Source organism: Teredinibacter waterburyi (assembly GCF_001922985.1).
Taxonomy (GTDB): Bacteria; Pseudomonadota; Gammaproteobacteria; order Pseudomonadales; family Cellvibrionaceae; genus Teredinibacter; species Teredinibacter waterburyi.
The window spans coordinates 189748-206549 of the sequence record NZ_MRUH01000164.1 but is presented as its reverse complement, the minus strand read 5'-3'; the positions used below and the strand labels follow the sequence as shown (position 1 = coordinate 206549).

At 49.4% G+C, this 16802-nt stretch carries 15 protein-coding genes; 13 read left to right on the top strand and 2 right to left on the bottom strand.

The genetic code is table 11. The features are described 5' to 3' along the window. From cysM to mazG, 3 genes are all read left to right on the top strand, one after another. Positions 1–778: cysteine synthase CysM (gene cysM / locus IDZ20_RS12345; protein WP_188151729.1), on the top strand; the 778-nt coding region annotated here is incomplete at its 5' end. A gap of 111 nt (positions 779–889) precedes the next feature. Beyond that, positions 890–3136 (top strand): GTP diphosphokinase, encoded by a 2247-nt coding sequence (gene relA, locus IDZ20_RS12340; RefSeq protein ID WP_188151728.1) that lies wholly within the window; start codon positions 890–892, stop codon positions 3134–3136. Positions 3137–3163: 27 nt separating this feature from the next. Continuing rightward, positions 3164–4009 (top strand): nucleoside triphosphate pyrophosphohydrolase, encoded by an 846-nt coding sequence (mazG, locus tag IDZ20_RS12335; RefSeq protein WP_188151727.1) that lies wholly within the window; start codon positions 3164–3166, stop codon positions 4007–4009. On the opposite strand, the gene IDZ20_RS12330 is transcribed toward mazG, so the two are convergent. Then, positions 4006–4341, bottom strand: coding sequence for a type 1 pili tip component (locus tag IDZ20_RS12330; protein WP_188151726.1), 336 nt, complete (start codon positions 4339–4341; stop codon positions 4006–4008). The genes mazG and IDZ20_RS12330 overlap by 4 nt on opposite strands. Before the next feature lie 484 nt (positions 4342–4825). Between IDZ20_RS12330 and adk the strand changes: the two genes are divergently transcribed. The 10 genes from adk to IDZ20_RS12280 all read left to right on the top strand — a co-directional run bounded on the left by adk (position 4826) and on the right by IDZ20_RS12280 (position 15368). Then, positions 4826–5473, top strand: coding sequence for an adenylate kinase (gene adk, locus IDZ20_RS12325; RefSeq protein WP_188151725.1), 648 nt, complete (start codon positions 4826–4828; stop codon positions 5471–5473). A 193-nt stretch (positions 5474–5666) separates the two neighbouring features. Then, positions 5667–6242, top strand: coding sequence for a hypothetical protein (locus tag IDZ20_RS12320; protein WP_188151724.1), 576 nt, complete (start codon positions 5667–5669; stop codon positions 6240–6242). Positions 6243–6324: 82 nt separating this feature from the next. Then, entirely contained in the window at positions 6325–7038 is a 714-nt protein-coding gene (tsaB, locus tag IDZ20_RS12315; RefSeq protein WP_188151723.1) for a tRNA (adenosine(37)-N6)-threonylcarbamoyltransferase complex dimerization subunit type 1 TsaB, read from the top strand. Positions 7039–7061: 23 nt separating this feature from the next. Then, the gene (locus IDZ20_RS12310; RefSeq protein WP_188151722.1) at positions 7062–7859 is read left to right on the top strand and encodes an undecaprenyl-diphosphate phosphatase; all 798 of its coding nucleotides are present in this window, start codon (positions 7062–7064) and stop codon (positions 7857–7859) included. Positions 7860–7933: 74 nt separating this feature from the next. Beyond that, positions 7934–9223, top strand: a complete 1290-nt coding sequence (locus IDZ20_RS12305; RefSeq protein WP_188151721.1) for a M18 family aminopeptidase — start codon at positions 7934–7936, stop codon at positions 9221–9223. A gap of 149 nt (positions 9224–9372) precedes the next feature. Next, positions 9373–10410, top strand: a complete 1038-nt coding sequence (locus IDZ20_RS12300; RefSeq protein WP_188151720.1) for a cyclic nucleotide-binding domain-containing protein — start codon at positions 9373–9375, stop codon at positions 10408–10410. A 30-nt stretch (positions 10411–10440) separates the two neighbouring features. Beyond that, positions 10441–11598: a tRNA-queuosine alpha-mannosyltransferase domain-containing protein gene (locus IDZ20_RS12295; protein ID WP_188151719.1), complete on the top strand. Its 1158-nt coding sequence runs from the start codon at positions 10441–10443 to the stop codon at positions 11596–11598. Between the two features lie 147 nt (positions 11599–11745). Continuing rightward, on the top strand, positions 11746–12753 hold the full coding sequence (locus IDZ20_RS12290) for a tryptophan--tRNA ligase (RefSeq protein ID WP_188151718.1): 1008 nt from the start codon (positions 11746–11748) through the stop codon (positions 12751–12753). A 220-nt stretch (positions 12754–12973) separates the two neighbouring features. Beyond that, positions 12974–14128, top strand: coding sequence for a methyl-accepting chemotaxis protein (locus IDZ20_RS16250; RefSeq protein ID WP_223144958.1), 1155 nt, complete (start codon positions 12974–12976; stop codon positions 14126–14128). Positions 14129–14195: 67 nt separating this feature from the next. Then, positions 14196–15368, top strand: coding sequence for a SpoIIE family protein phosphatase (locus IDZ20_RS12280; RefSeq protein WP_188151717.1), 1173 nt, complete (start codon positions 14196–14198; stop codon positions 15366–15368). Here the strand turns inward: IDZ20_RS12280 and bioA are convergent. Further along, positions 15365–16750, bottom strand: coding sequence for an adenosylmethionine--8-amino-7-oxononanoate transaminase (bioA, locus tag IDZ20_RS12275; protein ID WP_188151716.1), 1386 nt, complete (start codon positions 16748–16750; stop codon positions 15365–15367). The genes IDZ20_RS12280 and bioA overlap by 4 nt on opposite strands. Between the last annotated feature and the right edge of the window lie 52 nt (positions 16751–16802).

Sequence of the window (16802 nt, the reverse complement as noted above, 5' to 3'; positions counted from 1 at the left end):
CCCTGCCGGTTCGGTAAAAGACCGACCGGCACTATCTATGATTAGCCGCGCCGAGGCACGAGGTGATATCACACCAGGAGATACCCTAATCGAGGCGACCAGCGGCAACACGGGTATCGCCTTGGCCATGGCGGCGGCAATCAAAGGTTACAGAATGATCTTGATTATGCCTGACAATGCGACCGACGAACGCAAGGCCGCGATGACGGCCTATGGCGCGGAACTGATACTGGTTACCCGTGAGCAGGGCATGGAGGGCGCGCGTGATTTGGCTGGCCAGATGCGTGCTCGCGGTGAAGGTGTTGTATTGGACCAGTTTGGCAATGGCGATAACCCATTAGCTCATTACGAGGGTACAGGCCCGGAAATTTGGCAGCAGACTGCGGGAACGGTAACGCACTTCATCAGTTCTATGGGGACGACCGGGACTATCGTGGGAACGTCTAGGTTCCTAAAAGAGCGTAATCCAAATATCGAGGTTATTGGCTTGCAGCCAGCTGAGGGCGCTAATATTCCCGGCATTCGCCGCTGGCCAGAAGCCTATTTACCTAGTATCTACACTGATAAAGATATTGACCGGGTTCTCAATATATCGCAACAGCAGGCCGAGACGACGATGCGCGATCTCGCGCGTCGCGAGGGTATATTTTGCGGTGTCTCCTCTGGTGGCGCTGTTGCGGCAGCATTGGAAGTTTGTAAAGACGTTGAAAATGCCGTGATTGTCGCGATTGTGTGCGATCGTGGCGATCGCTACCTGTCTTCGGGTGTGTTCGTCTAGGTCTGTCTCGGTATGGTGAAATTTAGGTGTTGTTAGGGTTTCAAGCATTGCAAAACTAAACTCAAAAGGACTATTGAGTGACTTACAGATTAGTTAAGTTGACAAAAGATTATGGTTAAAATCAGAGAAGATCATCCGCTGGATGAAAATGGCGAGATCGATATCGCGAGCTGGTGTGAGCGTATTCAGAAGCTCGCCCACATACCTAATTCAACTCAGGTGATCATTATCAAAGCCTGCCAGTTGGCGCAGGCTTCAGCTGAGCAAGAGGGCGATCACAATAATGCTTGGGGTGAGGGCTATACCACACTAAACGCCGGGCTGGAGATGGCCGAAATTCTGGCGAATCTACAGCTCGATGAAGAAACGCTGGTCGCGAGTATTCTCTATCGCAGCGTGCGCGAGAATAAATTGGCCAGCGCCCGCGTGCGTACCGAGTTTGGCGACAAGGTCGCCGATCTTATTGAGGGCGTACAGCGCATGGCGGCCATTAGTGGCACCTCAAATCAGTCGTCAGAGTCAGTAATTGGTCTGCAATCGGCCGAGCAAGCCGAAAATGTACGTAAGATGCTAGTGGCCATGATTGACGATGTCCGCGTCGCCTTAATCAAACTGGCTGAGCGTACCTGTGCAATTCGTGCCGTGAAGAATGCGCCAATAGAACGGCGTCAAAAAGTCGCACACGAAGTAGCTGATATCTTTGCCCCCTTAGCGCATCGTTTAGGTATAGGTCATATCAAGTGGGAACTTGAAGATCTCTCATTCCGCTATTTACAGCCCTTCGATTATAAATATATCGCCAAGCTTCTAGACGAGCGGCGCATCGACCGACAGACCTACATCGATAGCGTTATTCAAATGTTGCAGTCGGCATTGGACGAAGACGGTATCTCCGCAAATATCTACGGTCGAGCGAAGCATATTTACAGTATCTGGCGGAAGATGCGACGCAAAAATATAGGCTTTTCTGAAGTCTACGATATTCGCGCCGTGCGAATCTTGGTCAACTCAGAGCGCGATTGCTATACCGTATTGGGTTTGGTGCACTCTTTGTGGCGCAACATTCCCCACGAGTTTGATGACTACATCGCCAACCCGAAAGAAAACGGCTATCGCTCCTTACACACGGCGGTACATGGGCCGGCGAACCAAGCGTTAGAGGTGCAAATTCGCACTCATAAAATGCACGAAGAAGCAGAGTTTGGGGTTTGCGCCCATTGGCGCTACAAAGACACCGACAGCCAAGAGGGCACGGATAGCTACGAGAAAAAGATCGAATGGCTGCGGCAAGTGCTGGAGTGGCATGATGAAGTTGGTAGCGTCCCCTGGGATGACTATCTGCCGAAGAGTATTGAGCAAGATCGAATCTACGTATTTACCCCCGAGGGACATGTGGTTGATTTGCCCGCCCGCGCCACTCCAGTAGATTTTGCTTTCCGCATCCATTCGGATGTGGGTATTCACTGTCGAGGGGCCAAGGTGAACGGTCGTATAGTGCCGCTCAACCACTCGCTGCGAACAGCTGACCAGGTTGAAGTCTTGACCGGTCGTCGCGAAGCGCCTAGCCGTGATTGGCTCAACCCAAATTTGGGTTATATCACCACATCGCGCGCGCGTAGCAAGCTTCAGCAGTGGTTCAAGCTGCAGGACCGCGATCAAAATATAGCGGATGGCCGCGCCTTACTTGATCACGAGTTTAAGCGCTTAGGGGTCGAAAACCTCGACTTCCAGTCTTTATCTCAAAGCTTGAACTTAAAAACCCTCGAAGACCTTTACGCGGCGGTCGGAACGGCCGATTTGGGCGTGGAGCGAGTCATTAACGCGGCCCAGCGGTTGCTGAAGACGGATAAAGATGAGCTTCCCGCAAGTTCAATGGTGGGGCGAGCCAAGACGACAGATACCGGTAGCGCCGAAGATGTGTTTATCGATGGTGTGGGTAATATGATGTCTCACATCGCCCAGTGTTGCCGACCTATTCCTGGCGATAGAATCGCCGGTTACATCACTTTAGGTCGCGGTGTATCGATTCACCGTATGGACTGCGGCAATATACTACAGCTACAAGGGGATGAGCCGGAACGCATAATCCGTGTCGACTGGGCCGACGCACCGACGCACACATATACAGTTAGCGTTTTTATCGAAGCCTTCGACCGGCACGGTTTGCTGCGCGATATCACAACACTGCTAGACCGTGAAAAGATCAACGTTAGCGCGATGCAAACCCTATCGAACAAAACCAAGAACACCGTGGATATGACTGTGCAAATGGAGATAGCGGATTACAGCGCACTAAGTCGGGTGCTGGCTAAGCTAAATCATCTTCCAAACGTGTCTTCTGCACAGCGCAAAATATAACGTTTTATATAGGCTTAGGTTGTCATTATGGTTGGAGAATCAACGCAATACGGAATCGACGATATTCTGACACTGATGGCGCGTCTACGAGAGCCAGAGTACGGTTGCCCTTGGGATCTGAAACAAACCTATCAATCGATTACGCCCAGTACGCTAGAAGAAGCCTATGAAGTGGTCGATACCATTGAGAAGGCCGACTACCCGCATCTTCGTGAAGAGCTTGGCGACCTATTGTTTCAGGTGGTTTTTTATAGCCAGCTAGCCGAAGAAGATGGATTCTGGAATTTTGCAGATGTCGTGCATGGATTGACCGCCAAGCTAGTACGGCGTCATCCTCATGTGTTTCCAGACGGCACCTTGAGCAGTCGTCGTGCAGCTGGAGCACCTGAAGAAGCCGCTATCAAAGCCTCTTGGGAGGCGATTAAGCAGGATGAGCGAGCAAAAAAGGGCAAACTCGGGACTCTAGAAGACGTACCGCTAGCGCTGCCGGCATTGAGTCGCGCACAGAAGTTACAGAAGCGCGCTGCTGGTGTTGGTTTTGATTGGGATAGTCGAGTTGCCGTATTGGCTAAGCTTGAAGAGGAGGTTGTTGAACTGCGACAAGCCTTCACCGATTCAGAGCTGAACGCCAATCACGGCGCTGCACAGCAAAAACTCGAGGAAGAGCTGGGTGACGTAATGTTTTCCTGCGTCAATCTTGCGCGGCATCTAAAATGTGACTCGGAAGGGTTGATGCGCGCCGCTAATCGCAAGTTCGAACGACGTTTTAATGGGGTTGAGAAGCTCCTCGCTCAGCAGGGTAAAGCCCTCGGCGAGGTCGATATGTTAGAAATGCAAGCCGCTTGGGAGCAGCAGAAGCGCGATGAGGCTTAGCTGACACTCTCGCTGCGATGGCGATTGAGGTGCTTGCGCGTCAACTCTAAATAGTTTGGCGTTGGGCCTACATCTTCATAAATGGGCTCGCCCATTTCGTCTGTCGCGACGATTTTATTACCGGGAACATAGGGTAAGCTTTGTTCGATTTCGGCTAGTGCAGCGGAGACTAGCTCACTGATAATTTGCTCTTTAGAGCGCCTTGGATACAGATCGGCGAGCGCATCGACTTTGGCGGCGTCTTCGACAGAGAGATTTACGGTAAAGTTTGTTTCTGCAAATGTGCATTGGGCAAGTGACTGCCAATTGGAGACTAACTCTTTGACTTTCATGTAACAAACCCCTTGTTGTTGACTCGTAGTCGTAAAAAACTGGCCATATACTGGCCGACTAAACAGGTTACTTGGGATACAACGGCTCTAATTTTGCTCCCGTTATAACAAGAAGTATAGAGTAGGATTTGGCAAACTAGAGAAATGCGGTTCTTCTCTTGTCTGCGGCTAGGCTGGCGTGTATCTTAACGCCCCCGTTACTATAAGACGGTAAACCGCTGATAGTGAGGCTTCGTGGTAATCGCTGGTTGGGCTTACGCCGAAGGCTTGTAACCGATAAACTCTGCTCCGAGCGAGTTAACGGCAGCTGAGGCGGGGCCGATTTTTGGACTTGCGGTTTGTTAGCGCGAGGCTAGTATCAAGTTTTGATTAAGAAATGCCGATTGAGCGGTTGAGGCCATTGTCTCCCGCCGTAGCGCGAGCTCAACGAGTTCAAATAGTGGAAGGCAAACAGAATTCTATTCATTTAAGAGGTTTTAACCAAATGAGAGCAATTTTATTGGGCGCGCCAGGTGCCGGTAAAGGTACACAGGCTAAGTTTATTATGGAAGCTTACGGTGTTCCCCAGATTTCCACGGGTGATATGTTGCGGGCTGCGGTTAAAGCCGGTACGCCGCTGGGTAAAAAGGTAAAGCATATTATGGAGACCGGCGGTTTGGTTTCTGACGATATCATTATCGACTTGGTAAAAGAGCGCATCTCCCAAGAAGACTGCAAGAAGGGCTTTTTGTTCGACGGCTTTCCGCGCACTATTCCTCAAGCCGAAGCACTGACAGAATCGGGTGTGGTCATTGACCATGTATTGGAAATTTTTGTTGACGATGATGAAATTGTATCTCGTTTAAGTGGCCGTCGCGTTCACGAAGCGTCCGGTCGGGTCTATCACGTTGACCATAACCCGCCGACTACAGCTGGTATGGATGACGAGACGGGTGAGCCGCTAATTCAGCGCAATGACGACCAAGAAGATACTGTGCGTAATCGTTTATCTGTATACCATGAGCAAACCGAGCCACTAGTGGCTTACTATCAGGCGCAGCAAGCGTCAGGTAAGCCGGTTAAGTTTTGTCGCGTAGAAGGGGTCGGTTCGTTAGAAGAAATTAAAAGTCGTGTGCTAGCCAGCTTAAACTAAACGTGCCTAAGCTAGATTTAGTGGGTAATTGGTAGTGACGAATATGACTGGTTAAGCGGCTTAGCGACTGAATAGCTACGACAAAATGGCTCCTATACTGGAGCCATTTTTGTTTTTATCCACGGTAAGTTCTTATCCTGGAAATAAACCGTTAGAATGCTTCACTACTGGTTGTAACGATGAATGAAGTGCTATGAAACAGACGTCTACTGATATTTATTTCGATGAAGAATTTAATGCAGCCACGGTTAGGTTCGAAGTAGCTGCGCAGGTGTTGGAAAAGGCCAATAAGGCGTTAACACTAACACGAGAGTCTGCGTCTCAGGCGCAATTAAAAGCAAAAAAAACTAAACGTCCGTCCGATATTAAAAAAGCTGCTGCTGCTCGAAAAATAGTATCAGCCGCTGCCGATACGGTTGCCGGCGCGCGATTGGCGGCGGCGGCGGCGAAGAATGTACTGGCAGAAGCCAAGCTTAATGCTCAAGTTCGTCAAGCCGAAATAGAAGCTGAGCTGGCGGTAGAGCAAGCCCGCCTGGAATTAGCGAGAAAGTCAGAGCACGATCTGCAGCGCGCGACCCGAAGTTTTGTAGACGGTTGGGCTAAGCAACGCTCAAAAGAAGATAGCAAAAAATTAAAAGTTGCTGCGCAAAAAGCGGCGACGAAAGTGTTAAAAGCGCAAAATAAAGTAAAGGCAAGCGCCGCCCTTAAAGTTAAGTCGGGCGCTAAGGCAAAAAGCAAATCGAAAAGCAAACCGAAAACTCAGCGATGATAATTAACTTAGTGCGTTTAAATAGCGCTGACACTATGGAATCGAAAAGGTCGAATCGACAATACGGCAATGGGGTTTTGAGGTGAAAATATTAGCACTAGATGCAGCGACTGAAGTATGTTCGGTGGCTGTCTGGGACGGCGAGAATGTGTTCGAACGTCGTTCCGACATACCTAAATCCCATGCGCAACAGCTATTGCCTCTCGTCGATGAGGTACTGTCAGCCGCCGCCACGGACTTGGCCAGCATAGATGCTATTGCTGTTACACATGGCCCCGGCTCGTTTACCGGAATCCGCATTGGCATAGGTATCGCGCAAGGCTTGTCCTATGGCGCAAAAATTCCAGCCATTGGGGTAAATACCCTCGAGGTTATGGCGCAGGGCTATGTAAACCGCCACCCGAGTTATAACGGTTATCTAGTTCCAGCCTTGGATGCACGTATGGCGGAGGTTTATTGGGGCGTTTACCGGGTCGAAAATGGCATTTTGTTTGAATATAAGGCCGCGCAGGTTTGTGCACCTGAAAATGTTACGGAATATTGCGAGGCCAATCTCCCTAGTTGCTACACCGCGCTAGGGCATGGCTGGAAGGTAATCGCGACTCCAGCGGCGTCTGTTCAGGTCGACCCCGAATGGATGCCGCGCGCCAGTGCCATAGTGCAAGTCGCAGAGCGTCAGACCATCGCGCAAATCGAAACGAGTGCTATCGCCGAGCCACCACTTGAACCGCTATATCTACGCAATGAAATTTCCTGGAAAAAACGGCAGCGAATCCGGCCGCCGAATTCACTCTAATTTTTAATTGAGACCCCCGCTCTATGGATACTATTCAGGTTATCGTTCTGGCACTTATACAGGGCATTACCGAGTTTTTACCTATCTCCAGTTCAGCTCACCTTATTCTACCGAAAGAGGTTTTGGGGTGGCCCGATCAAGGTTTGGCGTTTGACGTCGCCGTCCACCTTGGTACGCTTTCCGCCGTAGTGATGTATTTTCGACGCGATATTGCCGATTTGTTGCAAGGTTGGTTTGCCAGTGTGGCATTGCGTCGACACAGTGAGTCGAGTCGGCTGGCGTGGTTGATCATACTTGCCACACTACCCGCGGGGCTATTCGGGTTGTTACTTGCAGATTTTATTGAATTACATCTGCGTTCGATTGCGGTAATCGCCGCGACAACGATTATTTTTGGCGTGCTGTTAGGCTATGCGGATCGGCGTCCCAACCCGAGTCGTGATTTGGCGTCGCTGACAATCAAGGCGGCGCTGATTATCGGCTTTGCGCAAGCGCTGGCGATGATCCCGGGAACATCTCGCTCAGGAATTACCATCACCGCGGCTTTATTGCTGGGTTTTTCTCGGCACGATTCTGCGCGATTCTCATTTTTGCTATCGATTCCCATTATTGTCTTAAGCGCGAGCTACATTGGGTTGAAGTTACTGTTGTCCGACATTGCGGTTGATTGGGCGAGTTTGACGCTTGGGATAGTCGTATCGGGGGTTAGTGCCTATTTTTGTATTCACTATTTCCTAAGCTTTATTAATCGCTTGAGCATGTTACCTTTTGTCATCTATCGGCTAGTGTTGGGCGCAGGACTTATTCTCTTGATAATTTAATGAACCAAACACGCCAAGTAATCCGTAGTCTTTACTAAGTCCAGATCTATATATTAATTGCCAAAGGAATTGTTGTGACCAATAGTGCCGATGACCTACTAGAGTTTCTTGCTAAATCGCCCACGCCTTTTCACGCTACCGCTACGCTCGCTGATTTGCTACTAGCGCAGGGCTTTAGCCAATTGAGTGAGCATGATAGTTGGTCGTTAAAGCCGGGCCGTCGTTATTTTTGCGTGCGTGGGCAAAGTGCATTAATCGCATTTATTTATGGGGAAAAGCCGTTGCTTGAGACGGGTATCCACTTAATCGGTGCTCATACCGATAGCCCTTGTTTGAAAGTTAAGCCGCAGCCAGAAAAATTGCGCGAAGGTTATTTGCAACTTGGGGTGGATGTTTATGGAGGTGCGCTGCTAAACCCTTGGTTTGACCGCGACCTTTCGATCGCTGGCCGCGTTGACTATACCGATGAGAAAGGCCTGTTAAAGCAAGCGTTGATTGATTTTGCCGTGCCGATTGCGGTTATCCCCAGTCTTGCTATTCATCTTGATCGCGAGGCGAATAGTGGTCGAGCGGTAAACCCGCAAACCCAGATGAGCGCAATTATAGGGCAGTCTGATAAAGCGCAATCTTGGCGTGAAACGCTGTTACTGCAACTGCAGCTACAAGACCCTAGCGCAATTGAGATTCTGGATTACAACTTGAGTTTTTACGATGTGCAGCCGCCTTCATTAGTGGGGTTGCAGCGAGAGTTCGTAGCCAGCGCACGATTGGATAATTTGCTCAGCTGTTATCTCGGTGCTGCGGCACTTGTTAAAGCCGGTAGTGGTGAAACATCGCTGCTTATTTGTAATGATCATGAAGAAATCGGCAGTCGCACAGAGCTAGGCGCGCAGGGCCCGCTGTTGAACGACGTATTACAGCGCATCCTGCCCGATGCGGATACTCGCCTAAGAGTGCTGCGAAAATCCATGATGCTCTCGGTCGATAACGCTCATGGCATACACCCCAATTTTGCCGACAAGCACGATAGCAACCACGGCCCGCGATTGAATGCAGGGCCGGTGTTAAAGTTCGATGCCAACCAGAGCTATGCCACCAATAGCAGTAGTGCAGCAAAGCTTCGTTATTTGGCAAAGGGAGAGGGCGGCACGGAAGAAATCCCCCTGCAGTCCTTTGTGATGCGTGCTGATATGCGTTGCGGCAGTACCATAGGCCCGATTACGGCGGCACTTACCGGCGTTGAAACCGTTGATTTAGGTGTGCCAACCTTTGCCATGCACTCGATACGAGAGTTGGCTGGTAGCAAGGATATAACCCATCTAGAGCTATTGCTGAGCCGGTTTTTGGCATCGCCGTTAGTTTAAATGCGTTAGCTTTAGCGCATTTAAGTCTAGATTGAGAGTTCCCTCACAAAAGAATCCTATCACGAGCCTGTTGCTTCAATTACGTGAATTCAGGCGCAGTTCGAGTGTCCGAAAGTAAGCAGAATGCGTGCTTATTGTGAGGACAAGTGATGTTAGATCTTAAGAAACTTAAATCTTTTGTACCTTTCAATGGATTGGAAGATGAATATTTGGAAGAAGCCTTAGCCAAGATAGAAGTACAGGAATTCAGCAAAGGCCAAATGATCTTTAAACGAGGCCGGGTACTAGCAAATAAGTACTTTCTATTGGATGGTCAGGTTGACCTTATCAATAGCGCTTTTTATGTGTCGACCCAAGTTGCCGGCTCGGAAAGCGCCAAGATAACCCTCAACGTGGAGTCGCCAACGCTTAGTTCTGCGGTTGCAAAGTCCAGCTCAGCCACGGTGTTCAGTATTGAAACGGAGCTGCTTGATCGGTTGATCGCCTGGAGTCAGTCGGCCGCTTCGGCGTCGTTTGACCAAACCAGCACGCCTACCTCAGAGTTCGAAGTTGAGGATATTACCGAGGTGAATGGCGGCGATTGGATGTCGGCATTGTTGCAGTCCCCTCTATTCGCAAAAATCCCTCTCACGCAAGTACAAGAACTGTTTCTTCGATTTCAAGATGTCGCCCTAGATGCTGGTGATGTGGTTGTTAAAGAAGGCGAGCGCGGCGACTATTTTTATGTGGTTGTAGCAGGGCAGGCGCGAGTGACCAATCGTTTAGGCAGTATTGATGTTGAATTGCGCCCAGGCCAATTTTTTGGTGAGGAAGCGTTGCTCGGCAATACTCCTCGCAATGCGACTATCAGCATGGAAACAAAAGGCCGCTTGAAGCGTTTGAACAGTGACGATTTTATGGCGTTACTAAAAGCACCGGTGGTTCGTTATGTTGAAAATCAGCTTTTGGATAAGCTGGAAAAGCCCTACAAGCTACTCGATGTGAAAATGCCTATGGAATTTCGCTCGAATCACTTCCCCGGAGCGGTTAACATCCCCCTTTCTCGCTTGCGTAACGCGCTCCCTGAGCTCGGCCATTCAAACGTATATGTCGTTCCTGACGACGCTGGTAGTCGCGCCGATATAGCTGCGCACCTCTTGTGTCAGGCAGGGTTTGATGCGGTTATATTGAAAAGTGGTACGCAGTAACGCTAAAACTTATTCTGCGAACCGTACTTTTTGTCTGATTCTAAAAAAATTCTCCTACTCAGCGCCTACGACGCCGAGAGCCACCGCCGCTGGCGGTTGGCTCTGGCGGCGCAGTTCCCCGATATCGAGTGGGTACAGCTGAGCTTGGCGCCGCGCTGGTTTAACTGGCGGATACGGGGCAACCCGTTGAGCTGGGCCTTGAATGAGGCTCAGGTTTTAAACCAAGCGTTTAGCCAAATCTGGGCGACCTCCATGACAGACTTGGCAACCTTGCGTGGCCTAGTGCCATCGCTTGCTGCCGTTCCAACCTATTTGTACTTCCATGAAAACCAGTTCGATTACCCACTAAGCGACCATCAAAAACATAGTGCTCAAAAACATAGTCTCGAGCCAAAAATGGTTCAGCTGTATAGCGCCCTAGCGGCGGATCGACTGCTCTTTAATAGCGGCTATAACCGCGACACCTTTATTGTGGGGGTGAAGGATTTACTGCAAAAAATGCCGGATGAAGTTCCTCTCGGTGTCGCCGAGCAACTCGCAGCGAAGGCGCAAACGCTGCCGGTTCCCTTAGAGGATCATTGCTACTCGCCAAGCCCTGAGTTACAGCCGAGTCCACACTCGAAACCCGCAATACCGCAACGACCATTAGAAATTGTGTGGAATCACCGCTGGGAATACGACAAGGGGCCGCAACAATTGCTGGAAGTTTTGCAGATGTTGCCGCCAGAGCTTGCCTTAAAAGTGCATATTGTTGGCCAGAAGTTTCGGCGTTCGCCAACGGAATTTGAACATATTTTGACGCTACTCGAGCAAAACCAATGGCTGGGAACTTGGGGTTATGTAGATTCTGAAGTGGCGTACCGGCAATTGCTGCGTCAGTCGGATGTGGTGCTGTCTACCGCGCTGCACGACTTTCAGGGTTTGTCGGTGCTCGAAGCTGTAGCCGCAGGGTGTATTCCGCTGGTACCGCTGAGGCTAGCCTATCGGGAGCTGTTTGAGCCGCGTTGGTGTTACCCCGGAGAGCTTGATAGCCCTAGCGCTTCACAGGCCTGTGCGGAGCTGATCCAAGAATATTGCAACAATGTATATAACGAACAAGGGCTGCCCCTAGCGCCCTCGCTCGATCATTTAAGTTGGCGCGCGCTCAGCAGCGACTATCGGCACCTGATAGACACTGTCGATTTTTAGGCTGAACTCTAGGTTGGCACTGCTTCTCAGGTCATGAACCTTATTCTTGTGCGTGTTATATTAGCGCCCTTCAAAAATAGCTAGATTTGGCTTGGGGATATTTCCCTCTATCTATAACGATAAAAGAAACAGCTTAAGGTAGTGAACATGGCAGCAAAACGTATACTCACCGGCATTACCACCACCGGCACCCCTCACTTGGGTAACTATGTTGGCGCGATTCGTCCCGCAATTGAAGCGAGTAGGGATGCGGATAGTGAGAGTTTTTACTTTCTGGCCGACCTGCACGCACTTATCAAATGTCAGCAACCTGAGCTGATTCACCAGTCGACCAAAGAAATTGCGGCAACATGGATGGCCTTGGGGTTGGATACCGATAAAGCCGTGTTCTATCGCCAGTCGGACGTTCCCGAAATTACCGAGCTCTGTTGGGTGCTAAGTTGTATGGCAGCGAAAGGCTTAATGAACCGCGCTCACGCCTACAAAGCGTCTGTTGATCAAAATCGGGAGAATAATGAAGACCCCGATTTTGGCGTTACCATGGGTCTTTTTGGTTATCCTGTATTGATGGCCGCGGATATTCTGATGTTTAACGCCAGCCATGTTCCGGTCGGCAAGGACCAGATTCAGCATTTAGAGATGGCGCGTGATGTGGCAGGTCGTTTCAACCATCATTTCGGTGAAACATTTGTGTTGCCGGAGGCCGTTGTCGACAACAATGTCGCCGTACTGCAAGGCTTAGATGGCCGCAAGATGAGTAAAAGTTACGGCAATACAATCCCCTTGTTTTTGCCGGAAAAACAACTTAAAAAGCATATTAACAAGATTAAGACCAACCTCCTTGAGCCGGGTGAGCCAAAGGATCCAGATACTTCCACGGTGTTTCAAATTTGGCAGGCGTTCGCCAGTGACGAGCAAACTCAATGGATGCGAAAGCAATTTGAAGAAGGGATTGCCTGGGGAGAAGCCAAGAAGCAACTGTTTGAACTGATAAATGCGGAAGTAGGCCCGGCTCGCGAACGTTACAATGAGCTGTTAGAGAACCCATCGGAAATTGAAACTGTGCTGATAGCCGGCGCTGAAAAGGCCAGAGCCTATAGCCGACCACTACTGGCACAAGTACGAAAATCTATTGGTATTGCGCCACTGCAATAACCCTTAAAGTGGTGGCTTCAGTCACCACTTACTCCTCCCTTTTTTGGCTGCTCGCCAACCCCATCTTGCATTCGTCTTACTGGCTATTCCTTATGTCGCGGTCTAGGCTTAGAGAGTAATTCTAAGTATTTTCCGCGAACTCACGATTTAGTTTCGTGGGAAGTCAGTTAACTAACGGTTTGTAAGCTTTGATGGGGTAACGATGGGACGGCCTAGCGTCATGTACTTTGTGTTTGGACTTTTCCTTACCGTCTCTATTGGCGTCATTTATCAAGCCCAATCGATTAACCTTGCCGTTGCCTTATTGGTTGTTTGTGCTTTGGCGGGCTTGGTGTTGGGTCGCTTGCTGACGCAGCCGGATTCTGAAGTTACACAAAGCGACAACCAAGATGCGCTAGATGAATTCTATCGACTCGGCGAGACGCTACATTCAATTGTCACACCTGTCTTTAAAGATATGGAAAGCCTCGCTTCGGAGATTGCACAGCTGACCGAACGTTCTAGTTTGAGTTTACACTCAAGTTTTCAAGGGCTCTCATACTCGGTTGGATTGGAAAAAGATGTGTTGATTGATATTCGCAACAGACTAGTAGACACAGACGATGGCGAGAGTAATGGCGTATCCCTGAAAAGGTTTGCCAGCGAAGTTGGGCGAACCTTTGATGACTACGTGAAAATTTTTGTTGATGTCAGTACAAAAAGCGTCGTTGCCGTACACAATATTCAAAAGATGGTTACGCATCTCGACGGCATGTTTGTATTGATCAGTGATATTCGTGGGATAGCCGATCAAACCAATTTGTTAGCCTTAAATGCTGCAATCGAAGCGGCCAGAGCGGGCGAGGCGGGGCGTGGGTTTGCGGTTGTGGCAGATGAGGTGCGCAAGTTATCTCAGGATTCAAGCGCGCTGAATGAACAGATTCGTGAGCGTGCAGAGGTTGCCAAAAGTACCGTTACAAATGTCGAGCAGGTTGTCGGTGAGATTGCGTCAGTGGATATGAGTATCGCGATTAATGCCAAAGGTAATCTCGACGCGATGCTGCTAGAGCTGGAGCGAATGAACAGTACGGTAACGGCTGGTGTTAAGCAGGGAGCCTCAGTTAGCGAGGATATTAAGCAAGAACTGGGGCGCGCGGTAACCGCACTTCAGTCCGCCGACCGTGTGGCGCAGATGGCGGAAGAAATGAAGCAAGCTAGTGTGAAGCTGGCGGCCGTTTTAGCAAGCTTATCACCGCCTCGTAGTTCTTCGGCGGATGTGTCCAGCGTGTTGAAATCCATCAATATAAATTTAAGGAATAGTTCTAACGGGGTTCCGACCCTAACTAGCCACAAAAATGACGCTGTTGATTGTGTCGGGAAAGTTGAGATTTTTTGATTTGTTGCCAATCGTTTGGGTGAATTTAAGTGCTAATGAAATATAAACATTTCCGACGCGAAATCTTATGAGAGTTCTTGTCGCCGACGATCACGCCTACAACCGTGAGCTTTTGTCCATTATTTTGGAGGATGAAGGCCATCAGGTTGTGGAAGCTGTAAATGGAATTCAAGCCGTAGATATCTATTGTACCGATTTGTCGATCGACATCGTTCTGATGGATATCAATATGCCTGAGATGGATGGCATAAGTGCAACTAAGCTGATAAAAACACACAGTGTAGAACGCTTCGTCCCGATAATTTTTATTACCGCGCTAGATAATGCCGAGATTATTGCGAGCTGCCTTGACGCCGGTGGTGATGACTTCGTGCCGAAGCCTGTAAATGAAGATGTGCTGATCGCTAAACTGAATGCTCATGCGCGTACGCTGGAGCTTTATAATAATTTACATGATGCTCATGCAGAGCTAAGCCGATATAAAGATATTGTTGATCGCGAACACGCAATAGTTGAACATATTTTTTTAAACTACGGGAAACGTGATCAAAGTCAGTGCCAGAATGTACGCCAACATACTTCTCCTGCGTCTATGTTCGATGGCGACGTTGTTCTAGTTTCCTCGTCTCTGGATGGTGGAGTCTATATTTTAGTGGGCGATTTTGCAGGGCATGGTTTGGTTGCCGCGATCGGCGCGCTGCCGCTCTCCGAAGTTTTCTATAGTATGGTTTCGGTGCAGGCAAGTATCGCGGAAATTGCATCAGCGTTAAATCAACGGCTTTTGGAAATCCTGCCTGCGGATATGTGTTGTTGCGCTACGATTATGTATGTGGATGCCAGTGGTCGCGATGTGACCGTTTGGTCGGGGGGAATGCATGATATCTTGGCGATTAAACCGAATCGACTCGCGGTAGAAAAGTTTCCCGCTAAACATGGGCCGCTCGGTGTTTTGTCCAAAGCTGAATTTGATAGTTCTCTGCTGCTGTTCCAAATAGACGTAGGCGAAAAAGTCTATATTCATACGGAGGGTATTGTTAATACCCTTAACTCTGAGCAACAGCCATTTGGCTTAACGCGCTTGGAGGATCAATTGTTAACCGATTCAGACGACGCTGTGGCTAGTCTAAATGCTGCGCTCATAGAGTTTCATGGTGGAGCACAGCAGGCCGATGACATTTCTATTGTCGAGCTAGTGGGTGGGCCGCTGCAGCACCTAAATATTCCCGAATCTAAATTTTAAATTTTTTCGTAGTCGCTTAGTGCGGAGTAGAGTGCGTTTAACAGCTGCTTTAAGTCTGTTTCGGTTATGGTAAAGGGCGGCATGGTATAGACCAGTTTCCCGAACGGGCGTAGCCATATGCCTTTTTCTACCAAAAGCGGTTGTAGCACGGCCATATTAACCGGCTCTTTCATTTCTACTACGCCTATTGCTCCCAGTGAACGAACTTCTGCTACAGATGATAGTTGCGCGCAGGGTTCGAGCCCGCTTACAAGATGTTTATGTATTTGCTGGACTCGCGCTTGCCAGTCATTTTCGAGCAGTAGTTTTAGGCTGGCATTGGCGACGGCACAGGCGAGCGGGTTCGCCATAAATGTTGGGCCGTGCATGAACACACCGGCTTCCCCGGCGGCGATTCCTTCTGCGATGTCGGTTGAGCACAGGGTGGCGGCTAGTGTCATGTAGCCACCGGTAAGTGCTTTGCCGACACACATAATATCGGGGCTGATATTGGCATGGTCGCAACCAAATAATTCTCCGGTGCGGCCGAATCCCGTTGCTATTTCATCGGCAATTAGCAGTACATCGTAATGCGAGCAAAGTTCGCGCACGCGTTTTAGAAAGTGCGGAGAATAGAAACGCATTCCGCCCGCGCCTTGCACAATAGGTTCTAAAATTACGGCCGCTAGTTGTTGGCGGTGATTGTAAAGTTGGCTTTTAAAATCGTCGAGGTACTGCTCATCCCAAGCGCTGTGGTAGCCACACTGCGGAGCGTCCGAAAAAAATTGTTTTTGTAAAACTTGATTGAAGAGGTGATGCATGCCTGTGTCTGGATCGCACACCGACATAGCGGCAAAGGTATCGCCGTGGTAACCGCTACGCAAACTCAGTAGGCGGGATTTTTCAGGGTGGCCTTTTGACTGCCAAAATTGCAGCGCCATCTTGATGGCTACTTCTACCGCTACTGAACCAGAGTCTGAAAAAAAGACGTGGTCTAATCCTGCGGGTGTTATCTCGACAAGACGTTTCGCTAACTCTATAGCCGGCCGGTGTGTTAGCCCGCCAAACATAACGTGCGACATTTTTGCTAGTTGGTCGGTTACTGCCTGATTTAATTGCGGGTGATTATAGCCGTGAATAGCACTCCACCAAGATGACATCCCATCAATTAGTTGCCGGCCATCCTCAAGTGTAATAGTGGTGCCATTACAGTGTGCGACAGGGTAAAGCGGCAGGTCATTATTAATAGACGAGTAGGGATGCCAAATATAACGTCGATCGGCATCTATCAGTTCGTTTAGCGCTAAGGGTTGTGGCTGTGATCTCTGTGTTTGCGAAGGCTGAGGTGTCGCTGAAAGAGTTGCTGCTATGGTGCTAGCGCTCGGCTGTTTTGACGTAGGCATAGGGAGTCGATTCAAAAAAGTGGACAGTTTCAGCGCGCATGATAGCGATATA

Coding starts and splice junctions, on each gene's coding strand:
- relA (WP_188151728.1), top strand. CDS start 890: ATGGTTAAAATCAGAGAAGATCATCCGCTGGATGAAAATGGCGAGATC.
- mazG (WP_188151727.1), top strand. CDS start 3,164: ATGGTTGGAGAATCAACGCAATACGGAATCGACGATATTCTGACACTG.
- IDZ20_RS12330 (WP_188151726.1), bottom strand. CDS start 4,341: ATGAAAGTCAAAGAGTTAGTCTCCAATTGGCAGTCACTTGCCCAATGC.
- adk (WP_188151725.1), top strand. CDS start 4,826: ATGAGAGCAATTTTATTGGGCGCGCCAGGTGCCGGTAAAGGTACACAG.
- IDZ20_RS12320 (WP_188151724.1), top strand. CDS start 5,667: ATGAAACAGACGTCTACTGATATTTATTTCGATGAAGAATTTAATGCA.
- IDZ20_RS12310 (WP_188151722.1), top strand. CDS start 7,062: ATGGATACTATTCAGGTTATCGTTCTGGCACTTATACAGGGCATTACC.
- IDZ20_RS12300 (WP_188151720.1), top strand. CDS start 9,373: ATGTTAGATCTTAAGAAACTTAAATCTTTTGTACCTTTCAATGGATTG.
- IDZ20_RS12290 (WP_188151718.1), top strand. CDS start 11,746: ATGGCAGCAAAACGTATACTCACCGGCATTACCACCACCGGCACCCCT.
- IDZ20_RS16250 (WP_223144958.1), top strand. CDS start 12,974: ATGTACTTTGTGTTTGGACTTTTCCTTACCGTCTCTATTGGCGTCATT.
- IDZ20_RS12280 (WP_188151717.1), top strand. CDS start 14,196: ATGAGAGTTCTTGTCGCCGACGATCACGCCTACAACCGTGAGCTTTTG.
- bioA (WP_188151716.1), bottom strand. CDS start 16,750: ATGCCTACGTCAAAACAGCCGAGCGCTAGCACCATAGCAGCAACTCTT.